This is a genomic window from Micromonospora sp. SD19, from assembly GCF_054462275.1.
On the sequence record NZ_JBTLMN010000001.1, the window covers coordinates 327,076 to 344,773 of the forward strand.

The window sequence follows — 17,698 nt, forward strand, 5'->3', positions numbered from 1 at the left end:
AGGAATCGCTCAGGCTCACTGCACCCCGTGGAGCCGCCCATTGCCTAAGACGAGCCAAAAGGTTGATCAGAGTCACCGCAATGTTCGGTCGGTCCGCTCCCGTCATCTGTGACAGGAGCCCCCGGGAGGTGCAGTGACGTACGAGGAGTTCGCGGACACGCGGCTGGCCCCGCTGCTGCGGTATGCGGTGATGCTGACCGGTGACCCGCACCAGGCCCAGGACCTGGTTCAGGAAACCATGGTCCGGGTCCAGCTCAACTGGCGTCGGGTCGCCCGCGCGGACTCGCCGGAGCGGTACGTGCGCCGGATGCTCACCAACCAGTACATCGACTGGCGGCGCGGCTCGTGGGTTCGCCGGGTGCTGCTGCGCGGGGAACCCGACGCGTCGGTGCCGGCGCTCACCGACCATGCCCAGTCCGCCGTGGACCGGGATCAGATCTGGTCCTGGCTGTCTCGGCTGCCACGCCGGCAGCGGGCCGCTCTGGTGCTGCGTTACTACGAGGACCTGCCCGACATGGAGATCGCCGACATCCTCGGCTGTGCCGTCGGGACCGTTCGTTCGTCCATCTCCCGGGCCCTGGCGACGCTCCGGGCCGAGTACGTGGAGGCGTGACCATGATCGAGGATGACCTGCGTGCCGCGTTCGTTCGGCACGAACCGTTGACCCCGTCGACCGGCCCACTGCGGGCGTCGATCGACCGGCTCGCCGCTACCCGCCGTCGCCGCCGGCAGCGGTTCCAGGCCGCCGGTGTCACGCTCGCCCTGCTCGCCGCGCTCGGAGTCGGGGTGCCGCAACTGCGCCCCGACCGGCCGGTCGACGGCCCGTCGCTGTCCGGTCAACCGGCTGGCACGCCGTCCGAGGCGCTGAACGTCCTGCTGCTCGGGGTCGACGGCTTCGGTGAGCAACCGTCGTACCGGTTGGCGGACTCCGTCCTGCTGGTGCACATCCCGGCCGACCGGAGCCGGCCGTACCTCATCTCGTTGCCGCGCGACCTGGGGGTGTCGATCCCCGGCCGGGGGGTTGACAAGCTCAACAGCGCGTTCTTCACCGGTGCCGGCGAGCCCCGGCCCGACCTGGACGCCGGCTACGACCTGACCCGCCGGGTGGTCGCCGACCTGACCGGGGTACGCGTCGACGCCGGCGCGGTGCTGACCTTCGCGGGGCTGCGCCGGATCACCGACGCGGTCGACGGGGTGCAGGTCTGCCTGCCGGAGGAGGTCGAGTCCTGGCACACCCGTCGGACCTTCCCGGCCGGCTGTCAGCGGCTCGACGGCGCTGCCTCGGTCGACCTGCTGCGGCAACGGCGGGACCTTCCCGACGGCGCGTTCGACCGGGACCGTAACGCCCAGCGCTATGTCGCCGGTCTGATCCGAGCGGTGTCCGCTAAGGACGTGCTGAGCAACCCGGTGCGGCTCGCCGGGCTGCTGTCGGCCCCCGGTAAGGGTCTGGCGGTCGACGACGACGGCCTGCCGCTGACCAGGCTGGTGGCGGTGCTACCCGAGCTGGACAGCATCGAAGCGGTGGGGCTCAGTCTCCCGGTCGGCGAGCCGGTGGACGACCGTACGCTGCTGCCGCTGGACCCGAAGCTGGGCAAGGCGTTTCTCGCCGCGCTGGCCGAGGACCGGTTGGCGCAGTGGGTGGCCCAGCACCCGGAGCGGGTCAACCCCGTTCGATGACGGACGGAGCGTTCGCGACGGCGCCCCGCCGGCCGGGTACGGGACGGCGGGGCACCGGTCGTGCGGGGTGGGTCAGGCGACGAAGCGGCTGTTCCGGCGGCGGGCGATCAGGTAGCTGCCCGCACCGGTGACGAGCAGCAGGACGCCGAGGCCGGCGATCAGGTTGGTGGGGGCGCCGGTGATGGGCAGCGAACCGCCGCCGCCACCGCCGCCATCGCCATCGTCCTGACCGCCGCCGCTCTGGGCCGCGTTGACCACGATGGCGGCCTTGTCGTTGGCCGGTTTGATGTCGGCCTTGAAGCCGCCACCGGCGGGGCATTCGCACGGCGCGTTGACCCGTACCGCGCCCCGGGCGTTGGGGATGACCTTGTCGATGCGCAGCCGGAACGTCATGGTGTAGGTCTTCCCGGCCACCAGGAGCATCTCCGACGCGCACAGGTACGTGCGGGTGCTGTCCTGCCGCAACCAGCAGTTCTTGGGAACCTCGACGGCGGAGGTGCCCGGCGGCAGCTCGACGTCGGTGTGGGTGGCGGCCTCGTACTCCTCGCTCACATTGTCGAGCGTCGCCGGGCCGTTGTTCCGGAAGCCGACGGTGGCCGTGACGACGGTGCCGGCCGTGCCCTTGAGCGTGGCCCCGATCGCCGCGAGGTCGGTGCCGTTCGTGCCGGTGGCCTTGATGGTCCACCCGGTGTAGTCGTTGCCCGGGTTGACGTCGGTCTGGTCGGCCTGCCGGGTGGCGCCGGACGTCTTGGCCAGGGTCAGCTTCGGGCCGCTGCCGGGGGTGGCCGCCCGGGCGCCGACTGCTTTCCGCACCTTGGTCAGGTCCTCGAAGTCGGCCACCGTCATGAACTGGGCGTAGCCGGACTGGTTGGTGGGGGCGTAGGTGTCCCTGGCGAGTTCGAGGTTCAGCGTGGCGGCCAGCCCGGTGCCCACCGGGATCTCCTCGTCGAACTGACAGGAGACCAGGTGGTCGTCGGCGTAGCGGCAGTTGCTGAACCGGTCAGTGGTCCGGATCGAGTAGGCGAGGTCGAAGACCGCGACGAACCCCTCGACCCTCCGGTCGCCGGCGTTGGCCACGACCAGCGGCACCGAGAACTTCCCACCCGGCTTGGCCGAGGCGGTGGTGAACGGCCCGCCGGCCAGGTCGACGCCCTCGCCGACCCGGACGCGCGAGGTGTAGCTGCCGCTGCGCCCGCCGGCCGCCTGGAAACTGACCACGACGTCCCCGGAGTCACCGGGCTGCGCATCCTCGGTGAGGCCGATGCGCACCCGCTTGAGCCCGTTGCGGTAGATCCCGCTGCCGAGCGGCGGCTCCTCGTAGAGGACGACGTCGAAGGGCTCCTCGCAGACGAGAACGCCCGGCTCCGGGGCGGTGCACCGCTGGCCGTCCTCCTCGGAGACGACGGTGATCTTGTTGGCCAGGGAGCGATAGTCGTACCGCACGGAGACCTTGGACAGGGTCGTCGGCTCGTTGGCGTACAGGAGCAGGGCGCGGGTGGCCGGCTCCGAACCGACGGCCAGTGTGGTGTCCTGGAAGTAGGGCGCGATCGGGGCCGCGGCGACGGCGGGCGTGGCGGAGGCAGCGACCAACGCGCCGGCGGCGCCGAGCCCGGTCAGCCAGCGGAGCCAGTGCTTGAGCATGGGGGTCCTCCCGTGGGGATGCCTATGGCGCTCGTCCAACCTAGGGAGCCGTCAGCTCCTCCGGTAACCCTTTGGGATCGATATTTGTCGAACGGCCCGAACGGTTGAGCACCCTCTGGCGCAACGGGCAGCCGTCCCGGTGGCGGGATCAGCGGTAGTCGTCCTCGTCCCCGGTGACCACCCGGGCCTGCTCCATCGCGTCCCAGTCGTCGACCTCCAGGCCGCGGTGCGGCTCACCGTCGGTGTCGGCGGGGCCGGCGACGGTGGCCTGCTCGACCGCGTCCGCCGGATCGGCCTCCGGGTCGCGTTCGTCGGCTGCGAGGTGGTCGCCGGGGGTGAAGTCCTCATCGGGCTGACCCATCGTCCCTCCCGGGGGTCTCGGGGCACGGTTCCCACCCACCGTACGGGCTGGGCGGGCGTACCGCCCGGAAGCGGAGTAGGCCGAATCAGCCCTCGGCGACGTGACCCGATGCCAGGATGGTGCCGTGGGCTTCCTCATCAGACTGGCGATCACCGCTGTCGCGTTGTGGATAACCACGCTGATCGTGCCCGGGGTGGACGTGCACGCCCGATCGGGTGGCAACACCGCCCTCACCCTGATCGTGGTGGCGCTGATCTTCGGTGTGATCAACGCAGTGCTCAAACCGGTGATCCGGGTTGTCGGCTGCGTGTTCTACCTACTGACCCTGGGCCTGTTCGCGCTGGTGGTCAACGCGTTGCTGTTCCTGCTCACCGACCGGATCGCCCGCGGGCTGGACCTGCCGTTCCAGGTGGACGGATTCTGGGCGGCGTTCTGGGGAGCCATCGTGATGACAGTGGTGACCTGGTTGATCAGCGTCATCGTGCCGGACAACCCGGGCCGCCGGTGAACGGCTAGCACCCGGGTCGGTTGTTCCGGCGCACCTCACCTACGGGATACTTCCGGCGGAGGACAGCGCGGTCCGGCGCACAAATGAAGAACAGCGGCCAGCACGGCCGAGAGTGGTAAGTAAGGAGCGCATCACATGCCCATCGCTTCCCCCGAGGCTTACGCGGAGATGCTGGACCGCGCCAAGGCTGGCCGGTACGCGTACCCCGCGATCAACGTGACCTCCTCCCAGACGCTGAACGCGGCGCTCAAGGGCTTCGCCGACGCGGAGAGCGACGGCATCATCCAGGTCTCCACCGGTGGCGCCGAGTACCTCTCCGGCCCCTCGATCAAGGACATGGTCACCGGTGCCGTCGCGTTCGCCGCGTACGCGCACGAGGTGGCCAAGAAGTACTCGGTCAACATCGCCCTGCACACCGACCACTGCCCGAAGGACAAGCTGGACGGGTTCGTCCGTCCGCTGATGGGCATCTCGCAGGAGCGGGTGAAGCGCGGCGAGCAGCCGCTCTACCAGTCGCACATGTGGGACGGCTCGGCCGTGCCGGTCGCGGAGAACCTGGAGATCGCCGCCCAGCTGCTCGACGAGGCTGCCAAGGCCAAGATCGTCCTTGAGATCGAGGTCGGCGTCGTCGGTGGCGAGGAGGACGGCGTCGAGAACGCCATCAACGACAAGCTCTACACCACCACCGAGGACGGCTTGGCCATGGTCGAGGCGCTCGGCCTCGGCGAGAAGGGCCGCTACATGGCGGCGCTGACCTTCGGCAACGTGCACGGCGTCTACAAGCCGGGCAACGTCAAGCTCCGTCCGGAGATCCTCAAGCAGATCCAGGACGCCGTCGGCGCCAAGTACGGCAAGGACAAGCCGCTCAGCCTGGTCTTCCACGGCGGCTCGGGCTCCCTGCTGAGCGAGATCCGCGAGGCGCTGGACTACGGCGTGGTGAAGATGAACATCGACACCGACACCCAGTACGCCTTCACCCGCCCCGTCGCGGACCACATGCTCCGCAACTACGACGGCGTGCTGAAGATCGACGGCGAGGTCGGCAACAAGAAGCAGTACGACCCGCGCGCCTGGGGCAAGGCCGCCGAGGCCGGCCTGGCCGCCCGGGTCGTCGAGGCGTGCGAGCACCTGCGTTCCACCGGCACCACGATGACCAAGTAACGACGTCCCACCCACGGCCGGCTCCCCGCACGGGGGCCGGCCGTCGTCGTCAGGTCGTCAGGTCGTCAGCAGGCGTACGGCCTCGCGAACGTCATCGGTCAGGTGGATCGTCGACGACAGGTCACCGAACGGGGACGCGGCCAGCAGCGGGCGCAGCAGCGCCTCCACCGGCAACTCCCGGGTCCAGTAGTCGCGGTCCAGGAAGATGTACGCCCCGCTGGCCCCGTCGGTGCCGTAGTAGGTCTTCGTGGCCGCCTGGAACACCTCCTGCACGGTGCCCGCCCGCCCCGGCGCGAAGACGATGCCACCCCGGGCGAGGCGCAGGATGGTGTCCTCCCGGATCGCGTTCGAGAAGTACTTGGCGATCCGCCCCGCGAACAGGTTCGCCGGCTCGTGCCCGTACAGCCAGGTCGGAATGGCCAGCCCGCCCGCCCGCGCCCAGCCCAGCTCGGCGCCACGCTGCCGGGGCACCCCCGCGTACCGTTGCCGGACCGTCAACGCCGTGGCCGTGTACCGGTGGTGGTCGGTGAAGTCCGGGGCGGTGGCCAACAGGTCGATCGCCGCCGTGACCTCGGCCGCCGGCTGGTCCGCCAGGTAGGCGCCGAGGTTCGCGGCCTCCATCACCCCGGGGCCGCCACCGGTCACCACCAGCCGGTCGGCCCGCGCCAGCTCCCAACCCAGCACGGCCGCCATCCGGTACGCGGGACTGCCGCGCCGCACCGCGTGGCCACCCATGATGCCCACCACCGACTGCGGCCCATACGCGGCCAACCAGACCCGGGTGGCGTCGGCCAGCGCGTTGTCCACGCCGTGGTCGTGCAGCCGCTGACCCAGCGCCTCCCTGACGTCCGGCAGCGCGCCGCCGTGCGCCCGGTAGTGGTCGTACACCCGGGTGTCGTACATCCCGGTGAACCCGCCCTCGGCGAACCCGGCGGCCAGCTCCTCCGGGGTGTAGAGGTGGGTCGGCTGGGTCGGGTACGGCAACCCGGAGAACGGCGGCACCACGTTTGCGCCGCGCCGGACCAGGTCGGCGCCCACGTCCCGGGCCGCGAACCGGCAACCGACGAAGAGGGTGCCGGTGACGTCGACACCGGTCAGGTCGGGCACCGGCGCGAGGTCGAGCCGCAGACCCTGCACGGTCAGCCCGGTCAGCCGACCGGTGGTCAGCTGCTGGTCGAACTCGGCCCGGGTCTGGATCTCGCCGGCGTGCAGGTGCGGCTCGATGACGTCTGCGGGAGGTGGGGTCGGCACCGGGCCATCCTGCCCCTCCGCCGGGGCAGGTCAAACCTCGGGCCGGGGGCGGAACCGACAGGAGCCCGGCGGTCGTGGCCACCGGGCTCCTGCATAACCGGTTCCTGGGGAGGCTCCGGACCATTAGTTGTAATGGAAAACACCAGGCGGCGGCATAGGCCGCAGGCGTGACCAACTCCTCAGCCGTTCAGCGGAACACGTCGGCCGACCCGCTCGCGTGTCGCCCTGTCCAGCGGGTTGAATGGGGCGATGCAGAACCTTTTGCCAGAGCCACCGGCCACCCGCCTGCCCGTGAACGACGAGGCCGACGCCGCCCTGGCCGCCGCCAACGAGGCCGGCACCGATGAGGCGTACGCCGACGTGGCGGCCGGCTTCCCGACCTACAGCGCCGCCTGGGCGGAGCTGGCGGCGCGGGCCTTCACGCAGGGCCAGGTGGTGACGGCGTACGCGTACGCCCGCACCGGCTACCACCGGGGCCTCGACCAGCTGCGCCGCAGTGGGTGGAAGGGGCACGGCCCGGTGCCGTGGTCGCACGAGCCCAACCAGGGTTTCCTCCGCTGCCTGTACGTGCTGTCCCGGGCGGCCGACGAGATCGGCGAGGCCGACGAGGCGGCCCGCTGTGCCCAGTTCCTGCGCGACTGCGACCCGGAAGCGGCGGACGCGCTCGCGAGCAACTGACCCCACCCCGACGGCCGGCCCGACATCGGGCCGGCCGTCGGCGGGTCACAGCCCTTCGGCGACCGCGGCGGCGATCTTCAGCCAGGCGTCCCGGGTGGCCGAGGAGAGCCCGCCGTACCGGATCGGCTCGCCACTGTCGATGAGTCGCTCGTACGGGGCCAGCAGCACCGCCCGGGTGCGGGCCGCGAAGTGCTCCTGGATGGCCGGCAGGTCGATCTCCTTGCGGGACGGCGGCATCGACACCACCGTCACGGCCTGCCGGACCAGCCGTTGCCGGCCGCTCTGCTCCAGGTGGTCGAGCATCCGGGCCGCCGTCTCGGCGGAGTCGTTACGAGCCGACATCGTGACCACCAACTGGTCCGTGGCGTCCATCGACGCCTGCCAGTTCTGCGCCCGGACGTTGTTCCCGGTGTCCACGAAGATCAACTTGTAGAACCGGCTGACCACCTCACGGATCTCGGCGAACGCGGCGGCGGTCAACATCTCGCCACCGGTGGCCGACTCGTCCGAGGCCAGTACGTCGAACATCCCCTCGCCCTGGGAACGCACGTACTGCGACAGGTCACCCACCCGCCCGTGCGCGCCCTGGAACTGCCCGAGGTCACGCAGCATGTCCCGCACCGTGCGGGAGTGGAAGTCCTGCTGGGCGCGCATCCCCAGGGTGCCCTGGGTCTCGTTGTTGTCCCAGGCCAGCACGTAGCCGCCACGCTTCTGACCGAACGTCATCGCGAGCAGCAGGATCGCCACCGTCTTGCCCGCGCCACCCTTCGGGTTGACGACCGTCACCTGCCGCAGACCGCCGAAGTTGCGGCGCACCATCTCGATGTCCCGCTTGAGCTCCTGCTCGTGCCGGCCCGGGGCGAGCCGGAGCAGGCCCATCTTGTTGACCACCGCGCGTACACCCATGGTCGCCACCGGGTCGGCGGGTCGGACCTGGCGGCGTCGGGCGAAGTCCTCGGCGGTCGGCGCGGCGGTGTCCTCCGGTGTCCAGCTCGCGTCCGGGTACGCCGTCGCGTCCGGGTACCCCGGTGCCGGCACCCGGGTCACCCCGTCGGCCTCCTGGTACGGCTGCCCCGGCGTACCGGCGGGTGAACCCTGCTGCCAGGGCGGTGGGTACCAACCCGGCGAGGGCGGGAACGGTCCCGGCGGTGGGGTCGCCGGCCCGGCCTGTGACGCGACGGGCGGCGGCGCGGGAGGGCCGGGCGGCGGGTAGCTGAACTGCGTCACGTCGGGCGGCGGCGGAATCTGCGCCGAGCCGGTCTGCCCGGGGACGGGCGGCTGCCCCGGGTGCGCCTGCGCGGGACCGACGTACGGGACGACGGGAGGCGGGGGCGGAATCGGAGGCGTCGCGCTGGCCTCGTCCTGGGCGGGTGCCGCTCCAGCCGGGCGTTGCGGCGGATACGCCCACGGCGACTCGGCGATCGGCCGCCCCGGCCCATCGGCGGGCCCGTCTGCACCGGGCCCGCCTGCCTGCGGTGCCGGTCCACCTGCCTGCGCGGCCGGCGTATTGGGGTGCGCTGTTGGTCCGCCGGCCTGCACCGTCGGTCCATTGGGCTGCGCTGTCGGTCCGTCGGGCTGTGGTGTCGGTCCGGCCGCTGCGCTGCCAGCGGCCGAGGGGGCTGCCGGCGCTGGACCGGTGGTGCTCGGGCTGCCGGTGTTGCTCGGGCTGCCGGTGTTGCTCGGGCTGCCGGTGTTGCTCGGGCTGCCGGTGGTGTTCGGGCTGCCGGCGGACGCGGTGGCGGCGGGGACGGCCCGCTCGGTGGTCGCCGCGGTGGGGTCGGTGGCTGCGGGGCGATCCAGGGTGAAGGGCAGGTCCAGGTCGACACCCCCCGGCGCGACCGGAGCGGCGGTCGGAGCCCGGTCGCCGGGCGGTACGTGCGCCGCCTCGCCGGCCCGGCTGGCCACGTCGGGCGCGGCACCGGCCGCGTCGTGCGGGGCGGGTCGGCCGTCCCCCGGCGCGGGGGCGACGTTCGGAACCGCAGCGGCAGCGGTCGCGGGCAGGCCGGCGTCACCTGACCCGCCGTTGCTTCCGGGGCCGGGTGCCGGCGGTGTCGGCTGGCCACCGGTCGCTGGCGGCGGGGGCACGGCGGCCGGATCGGTCGCCGGTGGCCAGCTCGGCTGCGCCGGCGCCCAACCCGACCCGACGCCGGACGGGCCGCCGGGCCCCCAGCCGGGGGCCGGGACGGCGCCGGTGAGCGACGGGTAGTCCGACGGCGAGGGCGGTGACTGGGCCGGGGCGCCGGGCTGGCCGGGAACCGGCGGTCGCCCGATCGGAGGCGCGGCCACCGGTGGCGTGACCGGCGCTGTGACCGGCGACGGCCCACCCCGTTGCTCGGCGACCGCAGCCCAGGGCGGGGCGGTGCCCCGGTCGCCCGGATCCGGCGGCCAGAGTGGTTCGATGTCCCGCTCCGGCGCCGGCTGCTGGCCGGGCACCTGCGCCCGGTCGGCGTTCTCGTCCATTACGGCCCTCCCCAGTCCTCCTGCGAGGATAGGCCCATTCGCCGGGCAGGGCCGATCGGCGCAGGCGGGTCGGCCGGTCGATGCGTCGAGGTCAGCTCGACCAGACCGCCCAGGCCCCCGGCTCGATCCACCAGGAACGCTTGCGGGTCAGTTCGCCCTCGACACCATCGTCGAGGTACGGCACCTTGCCCTCCCGGGGCAGCACCGACACCGCCCGTCCACGGGCCCGCCGAACTTCGAGGCGTACCCGCTTGCGTCCCCAGGCCGAGCGGACGACAACCGGCACGGCCACCGCGACCTCGACCTGGCCGTCGGCCGGGTCCGGCGCGGTCAGCAGCGTGACGTCGTCGAGCGTCGCGTACCCGCCGGCGTTGCCGACCGCGCAGGCCAGCAGCGGTTCCGCGCCGTCGGTGAGAATGGTGTCGTCGACCTCCACCCGGGCGCGCCAGTGCAGCGGCCGGCCGGCGTCGTCGGCGGCGCCGAGCAGCGCGCCGTCCAGGGTCACCGAGCCGCCGTCGTTGCGGAGCAGGTCCAGTCGGCGCGGCGTGCCGTCCAGCACCGCGGCGGCCACCGCCGCCGGGTCCCGGGGCAGCCCGAGCTGCGCCGCCAGGTCCCGGTGGGTGCCGCCACGGGCCGGGTCGAGCGGGAGTACGGCCACCGGCGGCAGGTCGGGCAGGGTCCGGTTGCCGGGCAGGTCCGCCGGGCGCTTGCTGGGCGCCGGGGCGTACCGCTTGACCAGCCGGCGCAGCACGGCCCGCAACTGCCCGTCGCTGGCCGTGGCGACGACCAGCCGGGTCTTGCTGTCCGGGTCCGGCCAGGTGAGGCCGTCCGGGCGGGCCGGGCCGTCGAACCGGGCCAACACCGCGTCGATCTCGGCGTCGGAGCGGGCGGTGATCGTCTCCACCCGGGCGCCCCGGGCGTTCAGCGCGTCGGCGCAGGCCAGCACCGGCACCCGTGGCCGTTCCGTCGCGCACTTTTCGGCTTCGGCCTGATCGCTGCTTGGCTGGCCGGCGTCGGTCTGGCCCGTCGGGGCGGTGTCGGCCCCCGTCGCGCCGCCACAGCAGGCCCCGCCGCTGCCACAGGCCCCGGGAGCGTCCCGCTCCGAACCGAGGGTGAGCAGCACCACGTCGTACACGGAAGGAGCCTCCTGCCTCTCGACGCGACCCCTGCCGGCCACGCCGTCATTACTTGTTAACCTGACACCCCGGGCTCGCCGAGCGGTCGCCACCTGGCACCCGAGCCTTCTGGAGGCGGAAAAGATGCCAGCGATCGTGCTCATCGGCGCTCAGTGGGGCGACGAGGGCAAGGGCAAGGTTACCGACCTGCTGGGTGAGCGGGTCGACTACGTCGTGCGCTACTCCGGCGGCAACAACGCCGGACACACGGTGATCACCCCGGACGGCCAGAAGTACGCGCTGCACCTGATGCCGTCCGGCGCGCTCTCACCGGACGCGATGATCATCATCGGCAACGGTGTGGTGGTCGACCCGAAGGTGCTGCTCGCCGAGATCGACGGCCTGGCCGAGCGCGGCGTCGACGTGTCCCGGCTGCGGATCTCCGGCGACGCGCACCTGATCATGCCGCACCACCGGGCGCTGGACCGGGTCATCGAGCGCTACCTCGGCTCGTCCCGGATCGGCACCACCGGCCGTGGCATCGGCCCGGCGTACGGGGACAAGGTCGCCCGGATCGGCATCCGCCTCCAGGACCTGCTCGACCCGGGCATCCTGCGCAAGAAGCTGGAACTCGCGCTGCGCGAGAAGAACCAGATCCTGTTCAAGGTCTACAACCGCAAGGCGATCGACCTCGAGGCGACAGTCGAGGAGTACCTGGAGTACGCGGAGCGGCTCAAGCCGTACATCGCGGAGACCCGGGCGATGCTCTGGGACGCCCTGGACCGGGGCGAGACGGTGCTGCTGGAGGGCGCCCAGGCCACCATGCTCGACATGGACCACGGCACCTACCCCTTCGTGACCTCGTCCAACCCGACCGCCGGTGGCGCCTGCGTGGGCGCGGGCATCCCGCCGACCGCGATCAACAAGGTCATCGCGGTGAGCAAGGCGTACACCACCCGGGTCGGTGCCGGGCCGTTCCCGACCGAGCTGTTCGACGCCAACGGGGACCACCTGCGCAAGATCGGCGCGGAGTACGGCACCACCACCGGGCGGGAGCGCCGGTGCGGGTGGTTCGACGCTGTCGTGGCCCGGTACGCCTGCCGCCTCAACGGCGTCACCGACCTGGTCATCACGAAGCTGGACGTGCTCACCGGGCTGCCCAAGGTGCCGATCTGCGTCGGCTACGAGATCAACGGCGTGCGGGTCGACGACATGCCGATGAGCCAGACGGACTTCCACCACGCCAAGCCGGTCTTCGAGGAGCTCGACGGCTGGTGGGAGGACATCACCAAGGCCCGCACCGCCGAAGACCTGCCGGAGAACGCCCGCCGCTACATCGCCCGGGTCGAGGAACTCTGCAACACCAGGGTGAGCGTCGTAGGCGTAGGCCCAGGCCGAGAAGAAAACGTCCACCTCCACCCCCTCCTGCCCTAACCCCACCCCCACCCTTCTGCGTCCCCCGGCTCGGTGATCAAGAAGTTTGCGTCAGATTTCTCCGTGAGATTGACGTAAAGCTCGTGATCACCGAGCCGGCGAGGGGGTTATCCACAGAGGTTCGGGAGTTGTCCACAGGGGCTTCGCTCGGGTGGGGTGGGTGGGCAGGGTGTGGGCGTGGGTGCGGATCAGCTTCTTCGCCAGATCGCGGCCGGGCAGGACGGCATGGTCACCATGGGCCAGGCATTGCGTGCCGGCCTGACCAGGGATCAGATCCGGCAGTTGCACCGCTCCGGCAGGTGGCAGCGACTTCTTCGTGGCTGCTTCGTCCCAGAGGCGGAGCTGACTGATTCGACTCGTCGGCGGGCGCGAATCCGCGCGGCGGTCATGAGCCTCGGTGCGGGTGCCTTCGCTGTTCTGGACTCTGCGTTGGAGCTGCACGGCATCGCCGGTCTTCGCCGGACGTCGCAGGTGCACGTCTCGGTCCCAGTCGACCGACCTCGGCCCCAGCGCTCCCTGGTGCCGTGGCTGACGGTGCATCAGGTGACCGTCGGTGCTGGCGACGTCGTCGAGGTCGCGGGCATCCCGGCGACCTCTCCGCTCCGCACCGTCGCGGACGTCATCCTTCGGGTTGATCGTTATCCAGCGGTCTCGGTCCTCGACTCGGCGCTGAACCGGTGCCGCATCGATCCGGCGCAGTTGGCGGCCTTCCCGGACCTGATCCGTGGGCGGCGGGGTGCGGTCGTGGCACGCGCCTGTCTGGCCGAGGCGGACGGTCGGGCGCAGTCGCCGCTGGAGACGCGTAGCCGGCTGCGGTGCGTGGACGGCGGAGTGCCGCCGGACACGCTGCAGTTGGAGGTGCGTGACGACGACGGCTATCTGCTCGGCATCGGCGACCTGGGCTGGCGCGGCTCAAGGCTGATCGCCGAGGCGGACGGTCGAGACGCGCACGGCACCCCGGAGGCCGCCTACGCTGACCGTCGTCGCCAGAACCGCCTGGTCAATGCCGGCTGGACCATCCTCCGTTTCACCTGGCAGGACACCCTCGACCCCACCTACATCCCATGGACGGTCCGCCAGGCGATTACGGCCGCTCAGCGGAGGTGATCAAGAGGTTTGCGTCAAGAACGAGCCCATCACTGACGCAAACCTCTTGATCACCGAGGCTCGGCGGGAGTTTCGAGGGGGGACAGTAGGATCTCGGGCGTGCGGGTTCTTTTGGTGGGTGGCGGTGGGCGGGAGCATGCGCTCGCGCTCGGGTTGGCGGCGGATGCGGGCGTTTCGGCGCTGATTGCGGCACCGGGTAATCCGGGGATCGCGAGCGTGGCCGAGCTGCGGACGGTCACTGCGACAGACCCGGCCGCGGTGGCGGCGCTGGCCGTGGAGACAGCGGCTGACCTGGTGGTGATCGGGCCGGAGGCGCCGCTGGTCGCCGGGGTCGCCGATGCGGTCCGCGCCAAGGGCATCGCCGTGTTCGGTCCGTCCGGCGCGGCCGCCCAGCTGGAGGGCTCCAAGGCGTTCGCCAAGGACGTGATGACCGCCGCCGGTGTGCCGACCGCCCGGGCGTTCGTCTGCACGGACGAGGCGAGCACCGCTCGGGCGCTGGACGAGTTCGGCGCGCCGTACGTGGTGAAGGACGACGGGCTCGCCGCCGGCAAGGGCGTGGTGGTGACCGACGACCGGGCCGCCGCGCTGGCACACGCCAACGAGTGTGGCCGGGTCGTGGTCGAGGAGTTCCTCGACGGCCCGGAGGTCAGCCTCTTCGTGGTCACCGACGGCGAGGCGGCGCTGCCGCTGGTGCCGGCACAGGACTTCAAGCGGCTCGGCGACGGCGACACCGGGCCGAACACCGGTGGCATGGGCGCGTACGCACCGCTGCCCTGGGCCCCGGCTGGCCTGGTCGACGAGGTGATGCGCGACGTGGTGCACCCGACGCTGGCGGAGATGCGCCGCCGGGGCACCCCGTTCGCCGGTCTGCTCTACGTGGGGCTCGCGATCACCGCCGCCGGCCCTCGGGTGATCGAGTTCAACGCGCGTTTCGGTGACCCGGAGACCCAGGTGGTGCTCGCGCTGTTGGAGACGCCGCTGGGTGGGCTGCTGCACGCGGCGGCCACGGGCACGTTGGCCGAGCACCCGCCGCTGCGGTGGCGGGACGGCAGCGCCGTGACCGTGGTGCTCGCCGCGCCGGGTTATCCGGCCGCGCCGCGCACCGGTGACGTGATCACCGGCGCGGAGGGTCCGGGCATCATCCACGCGGGCACCGCCCGCCGGGCCAGCGACGGCGCGTTGCTCTCCGCCGGCGGCCGAGTTCTCTGCGGTACGGCCACCGGCGCCGACCTGGCCGCCGCGCGGGACGCCGCGTACGCGCTGGTGGACGGGGTGGATCTGGCCGGCTCGCAGCACCGCACCGACATTGCCGCCGCCGCCATCGACGGCCGGATCACGATTCCCGGCTGAAACCGGGCAACCCCCGGCCGCCCCGCCGCCGTTTGAGCGGTGAGACGAGGGGGTGGCCGGAATGCCGGTCGATGTCGAGGGTTACCGCGACTACGTCGGTGCGCGGCTGGAGCCGCTGCGCCGCACGGCGTACCTGCTCTGCGGTGACTGGCACACGGCCGACGACCTGGTGTCGACGGCGCTGGTCAAGTTGCTCCGGCACTGGCCGAGGGTGTCCGTCATGGCCAACCCGGACGCGTACGTCCGGCGGACCCTGCTGCGGGTCTGGCTGGACGAGCGGCGTCGGCCGTGGCGGCGGGAGGCCGCCTGGGCCGAGGTGCCGGACAGCGCGGTCGCGGCCACTGGCACCGACGGCGCGGCGGACCGCCTGACCATCCTCGCCCTGCTGGCCGAGCTGCCGCCGCGTCGCCGTGCGGTCCTCGTGTTGCGCTACTTCTGCGACCTGTCCGTCGAGGAGACCGCGCAGGAACTCGGCTGTACTCCGGGCACCGTCAAGAGCCAGTCGGCGCGTGGTATCGAGGCGATGAGAGCCCGCCTCGCCCCGATGCCGGATCGAGTCGAGGAGGTACGCAACGATGGATGAGCTTCACGACCAGCTGCGTGCGGCGGTCGCCCAGGCGCCGCCGACTCGGATCGACGTGGACGAACTGATCCTGGCCGACCGGCGTCGCCGCCAGCACCGGGCGTGGGCGTTGACCGGCTCCGGGGTTGCCGTGGCGATGATCGCATTGACGTCGACGCTGGTCACCGGACCGTACCGGGACGCGCGGGAGCCGACGGCGAACACCGGGCCGTCACTCTGTGCGCAGCCGAACGCGTCTGCTGGCGGGTCCGAGCCGCCGTTCGAGCGGTACGGCACGGCGCACCCGTTCCCGTCGGAGCCGCCGGCCGCCGCCGTGGTCCGACTGACCGTGGCGCTACGCGAGGCGCTGAGCGTCAACCTGCCTCGGGGGCTGACTGTCGAGTCGGGGGTGCCCGGGTGTCCGCTGCCGCAGCTGTCGTACGAGCGCACGGTGCGGGGGTACGTCTACGAGGTGACGGTCAAGCTGTCCAGGGGTGGTGATCAGGGTGATCTGGTCATCAGCCTGAGTCCGTCCCTCGGGGCGGTGCCTGCCTGCACGCTGGTCAATCGTTCAACGGAGGACTGCTCGACAGCTCAGCTCCCGGACGGCACCGGGCTGGCGTTGGGCACCGAGGTCGACCCGGCGGCGGGCACCGGCCGCCGCTCTGCGATGGTGCTGCGCCCCGATGCGACGGCGGTGGGGGTGGCTCTGGTCCAGCCCGGCGCGTCGGTGGACGAGCTGTTGCTCACCGAGGATCAGCTGGTGACCATTGGCCGGTGGCCGGGCTTCACCCTGTACCCGTGAACGACGCGGCTCGCCACCGTCAGCTGTAGTAGCGGCGCAGTTCCCGGGTGAGCACCTTTCCGGTGGCGTTGCGGGGCAGGTACTTCACGAAGATCACGTCCCGGGGGACGCTGAACCGGGCCAGGAAGCGCCGGACGTATTCGCGGACCGCCTCGGGGTCGAGCGTCTCCCCGGGGTGCAGGGCGAGAAATGCGGAGAGGCGCTGCCCGTACTCGGGGTCGGGCACGCCGATCACTGCCGCCTCGCGGACCTGTGGCAGTCGCGCGAGCAGGTCCTCCACCTCGGACGGGAAGACGTTCTCGCCGCCGGAGACGATCATGTCGTCGGCCCGGCCGTCGACGAAGAGGAGACCGTCGGCGGTGAGCCGGCCGAGGTCGCCGGTGTCGAGCAGGCCGTCGCGGGTTTCCCGGTTGGCGCCGGAGGTGTAGCCCTCGAAGAGCATCTCGTTGCCGACGAAGATCCGCCCGACCTGTCCGTCCGGCACGGGTTGGCCGTCGTCGTCAAGCACCTGCAGTCTGGTGCCGTGCGGTGGACGACCGGAGGTGGTGGGTGCCTGGCGCAGGTCCCGGGGGTCGGCGATGGAGGCCCAGGAGACCTCGGTGGACCCGTAGAGGTTGTAGAGGACGTCTCCGTAGACGTCCATGAACGTGGAGGCCAGCCCGCCGGGCAGTGCGGAGCCGCTGACCGCGACCACGGTGAGTGACGGGCGCGGGTCCGGCGGGGGCACCTCCAGCAGTCGCTGCACCATCACTGGTACGGCGAAGAGCGCGTTGCACCGGTGCGCGGTCAGGGCGGCGAGCGTGGCGGCCGGGTCGAAGCGACGGTGCAGCACGATGGTGGCCCGTAGCGCCAGGCAGACCTGGAGGGCGGCGAATCCCCAGGTGTGGAAGATCGGCGCGGCGATCATCACCCGGTTCCGGGTGTGCAGGGGGATGCGGTCGATGATGGACACCAGCGGGCCGAAGCCGCCGGGCGTGGGCCGTCGGGCGCCCTTGGGCGTACCGGTGGTGCCGGAGGTGAGCACGATGATCCGGCCGTCGCGTTCCGGCGGGTGCAGGTCGCCCGGGAGTGCCCCGGCCACCAGTTCCTCGCGGGCGCGTTCGTCGAGCCGGGTCAGTTCGGCGGGGAGGCCGAGGACGCGCTCGGCGAACTCGTCGTCGTGCACGAGCAGCCGCAGCTGCTGTTCCTCGGCGACGGTGCCCAGTTGGGCGGCGCTGAGGCCGGTGTTGACCAGCACGGAGTCGACGCCGAGCAGGGTGGCGGCGACGATGGTCTCGATCAGCCCGTGGTGGTTGCGGCAGAGCACGCCGATCCGGTCGCCGGCCTGTACGCCGAGCCCGGCCCGCATCGAGCGGGCCATCCGTTCGGCCCGGTCGAGCAGTTCGTGGTAGGTCAGTTCGACGCCGTCCTCGTCGATGACGGCTGGACGGCCGGGGTCCCGGGCGGCTGCTTGGCGTAGCTCGCCTGCCAGGCTCCACCCCCACGTCCGCAATGCGTTGAGCTGCGAGGCGACCCGGATCGGACTGCCGGGGGTGAGCAGCCCGCGACGGGTCAGCGTGGCGACCATGAACGGCAGGTCCATGCCGCA

The 17,698-nt window shown here is 72.0% G+C and carries 16 protein-coding genes; 10 read left to right on the plus strand and 6 right to left on the minus strand.

The features are described from left to right. The first annotated feature begins 133 nt into the window (after positions 1-133). Entirely contained in the window at positions 134-613 is a 480-nt protein-coding gene (locus tag ACX27O_RS01550) for a SigE family RNA polymerase sigma factor (RefSeq protein ID WP_458938828.1), read from the plus strand. A 2-nt stretch (positions 614-615) separates the two neighbouring features. Continuing rightward, positions 616-1,677 (plus strand): LCP family protein, encoded by a 1,062-nt coding sequence (locus ACX27O_RS01555; RefSeq protein ID WP_458938829.1) that lies wholly within the window; start codon positions 616-618, stop codon positions 1,675-1,677. 72 nt (positions 1,678-1,749) lie between these two features. Here ACX27O_RS01555 and ACX27O_RS01560 read toward each other — a convergent pair whose 3' ends face one another. Next, entirely contained in the window at positions 1,750-3,318 is a 1,569-nt protein-coding gene (locus tag ACX27O_RS01560; protein ID WP_358135342.1) for an LPXTG cell wall anchor domain-containing protein, read from the minus strand. A gap of 148 nt (positions 3,319-3,466) precedes the next feature. Then, positions 3,467-3,679, minus strand: coding sequence for a hypothetical protein (locus tag ACX27O_RS01565; protein WP_030332135.1), 213 nt, complete (start codon positions 3,677-3,679; stop codon positions 3,467-3,469). Between the two features lie 124 nt (positions 3,680-3,803). Between ACX27O_RS01565 and ACX27O_RS01570 the strand changes: the two genes are divergently transcribed. Together ACX27O_RS01570 and fbaA are read left to right on the plus strand one after the other, a co-directional pair. Then, positions 3,804-4,187: a phage holin family protein gene (locus ACX27O_RS01570; RefSeq protein WP_210860147.1), complete on the plus strand. Its 384-nt coding sequence runs from the start codon at positions 3,804-3,806 to the stop codon at positions 4,185-4,187. Positions 4,188-4,322: 135 nt separating this feature from the next. Beyond that, positions 4,323-5,348 carry a class II fructose-bisphosphate aldolase gene (fbaA, locus tag ACX27O_RS01575; RefSeq protein WP_030332138.1) on the plus strand — a complete coding sequence of 342 codons (1,026 nt, stop codon included), beginning with the start codon at positions 4,323-4,325 and terminating at the stop codon, positions 5,346-5,348. Between the two features lie 57 nt (positions 5,349-5,405). Here the strand turns inward: fbaA and ACX27O_RS01580 are convergent, their stop codons facing one another. After that, the gene (locus ACX27O_RS01580; protein ID WP_210866387.1) at positions 5,406-6,599 is read right to left on the minus strand and encodes an LOG family protein; all 1,194 of its coding nucleotides are present in this window, start codon (positions 6,597-6,599) and stop codon (positions 5,406-5,408) included. Positions 6,600-6,848: 249 nt separating this feature from the next. Between ACX27O_RS01580 and ACX27O_RS01585 the strand changes: the two genes are divergently transcribed. Beyond that, the gene (locus ACX27O_RS01585) at positions 6,849-7,277 is read left to right on the plus strand and encodes a DUF3151 domain-containing protein (RefSeq protein ID WP_030332142.1); all 429 of its coding nucleotides are present in this window, start codon (positions 6,849-6,851) and stop codon (positions 7,275-7,277) included. Between the two features lie 45 nt (positions 7,278-7,322). Here the strand turns inward: ACX27O_RS01585 and ACX27O_RS01590 are convergent, their stop codons facing one another. Further along, entirely contained in the window at positions 7,323-9,182 is a 1,860-nt protein-coding gene (locus ACX27O_RS01590; protein ID WP_458939096.1) for a chromosome partitioning protein, read from the minus strand. A gap of 646 nt (positions 9,183-9,828) precedes the next feature. After that, positions 9,829-10,872 carry a diacylglycerol kinase family protein gene (locus ACX27O_RS01595; protein WP_030332145.1) on the minus strand — a complete coding sequence of 348 codons (1,044 nt, stop codon included), beginning with the start codon at positions 10,870-10,872 and terminating at the stop codon, positions 9,829-9,831. Positions 10,873-10,996: 124 nt separating this feature from the next. Between ACX27O_RS01595 and ACX27O_RS01600 the strand changes: the two genes are divergently transcribed. The 5 genes from ACX27O_RS01600 (at position 10,997) to ACX27O_RS01620 (ending at position 16,110) form a co-directional block, all read left to right on the plus strand. Next, positions 10,997-12,286, plus strand: coding sequence for an adenylosuccinate synthase (locus ACX27O_RS01600; RefSeq protein WP_030332147.1), 1,290 nt, complete (start codon positions 10,997-10,999; stop codon positions 12,284-12,286). A gap of 177 nt (positions 12,287-12,463) precedes the next feature. Beyond that, entirely contained in the window at positions 12,464-13,393 is a 930-nt protein-coding gene (locus ACX27O_RS01605; RefSeq protein ID WP_358131160.1) for a type IV toxin-antitoxin system AbiEi family antitoxin domain-containing protein, read from the plus strand. 99 nt (positions 13,394-13,492) lie between these two features. Beyond that, positions 13,493-14,743, plus strand: a complete 1,251-nt coding sequence (purD, locus tag ACX27O_RS01610) for a phosphoribosylamine--glycine ligase (RefSeq protein ID WP_458938831.1) — start codon at positions 13,493-13,495, stop codon at positions 14,741-14,743. A 61-nt stretch (positions 14,744-14,804) separates the two neighbouring features. Further along, a complete protein-coding gene (locus tag ACX27O_RS01615) occupies positions 14,805-15,326 on the plus strand; it encodes a SigE family RNA polymerase sigma factor (RefSeq protein WP_458938832.1) in 522 nt (173 codons plus the stop codon). Next, positions 15,319-16,110: a hypothetical protein gene (locus ACX27O_RS01620; protein WP_458938833.1), complete on the plus strand. Its 792-nt coding sequence runs from the start codon at positions 15,319-15,321 to the stop codon at positions 16,108-16,110. The genes ACX27O_RS01615 and ACX27O_RS01620 overlap by 8 nt, the downstream gene beginning before the upstream one ends. A gap of 19 nt (positions 16,111-16,129) precedes the next feature. On the opposite strand, the gene ACX27O_RS01625 is transcribed toward ACX27O_RS01620, so the two are convergent. Further along, positions 16,130-17,692: an AMP-binding protein gene (locus ACX27O_RS01625; protein ID WP_458938834.1), complete on the minus strand. Its 1,563-nt coding sequence runs from the start codon at positions 17,690-17,692 to the stop codon at positions 16,130-16,132. Positions 17,693-17,698 lie beyond the last annotated feature (6 nt).

Bases quoted from the DNA above. Each gene is read 5' to 3' on its own strand.
- ACX27O_RS01555 (WP_458938829.1), top strand. From the start codon at position 616: ATGATCGAGGATGACCTGCGTGCCGCGTTCGTTCGGCACGAACCGTTG.
- ACX27O_RS01560 (WP_358135342.1), bottom strand. From the start codon at position 3,318: ATGCTCAAGCACTGGCTCCGCTGGCTGACCGGGCTCGGCGCCGCCGGC.
- ACX27O_RS01565 (WP_030332135.1), bottom strand. From the start codon at position 3,679: ATGGGTCAGCCCGATGAGGACTTCACCCCCGGCGACCACCTCGCAGCC.
- fbaA (WP_030332138.1), top strand. From the start codon at position 4,323: ATGCCCATCGCTTCCCCCGAGGCTTACGCGGAGATGCTGGACCGCGCC.
- ACX27O_RS01585 (WP_030332142.1), top strand. From the start codon at position 6,849: ATGCAGAACCTTTTGCCAGAGCCACCGGCCACCCGCCTGCCCGTGAAC.
- ACX27O_RS01600 (WP_030332147.1), top strand. From the start codon at position 10,997: ATGCCAGCGATCGTGCTCATCGGCGCTCAGTGGGGCGACGAGGGCAAG.
- ACX27O_RS01615 (WP_458938832.1), top strand. From the start codon at position 14,805: ATGCCGGTCGATGTCGAGGGTTACCGCGACTACGTCGGTGCGCGGCTG.
- ACX27O_RS01620 (WP_458938833.1), top strand. From the start codon at position 15,319: ATGGATGAGCTTCACGACCAGCTGCGTGCGGCGGTCGCCCAGGCGCCG.
- ACX27O_RS01625 (WP_458938834.1), bottom strand. From the start codon at position 17,692: ATGGACCTGCCGTTCATGGTCGCCACGCTGACCCGTCGCGGGCTGCTC.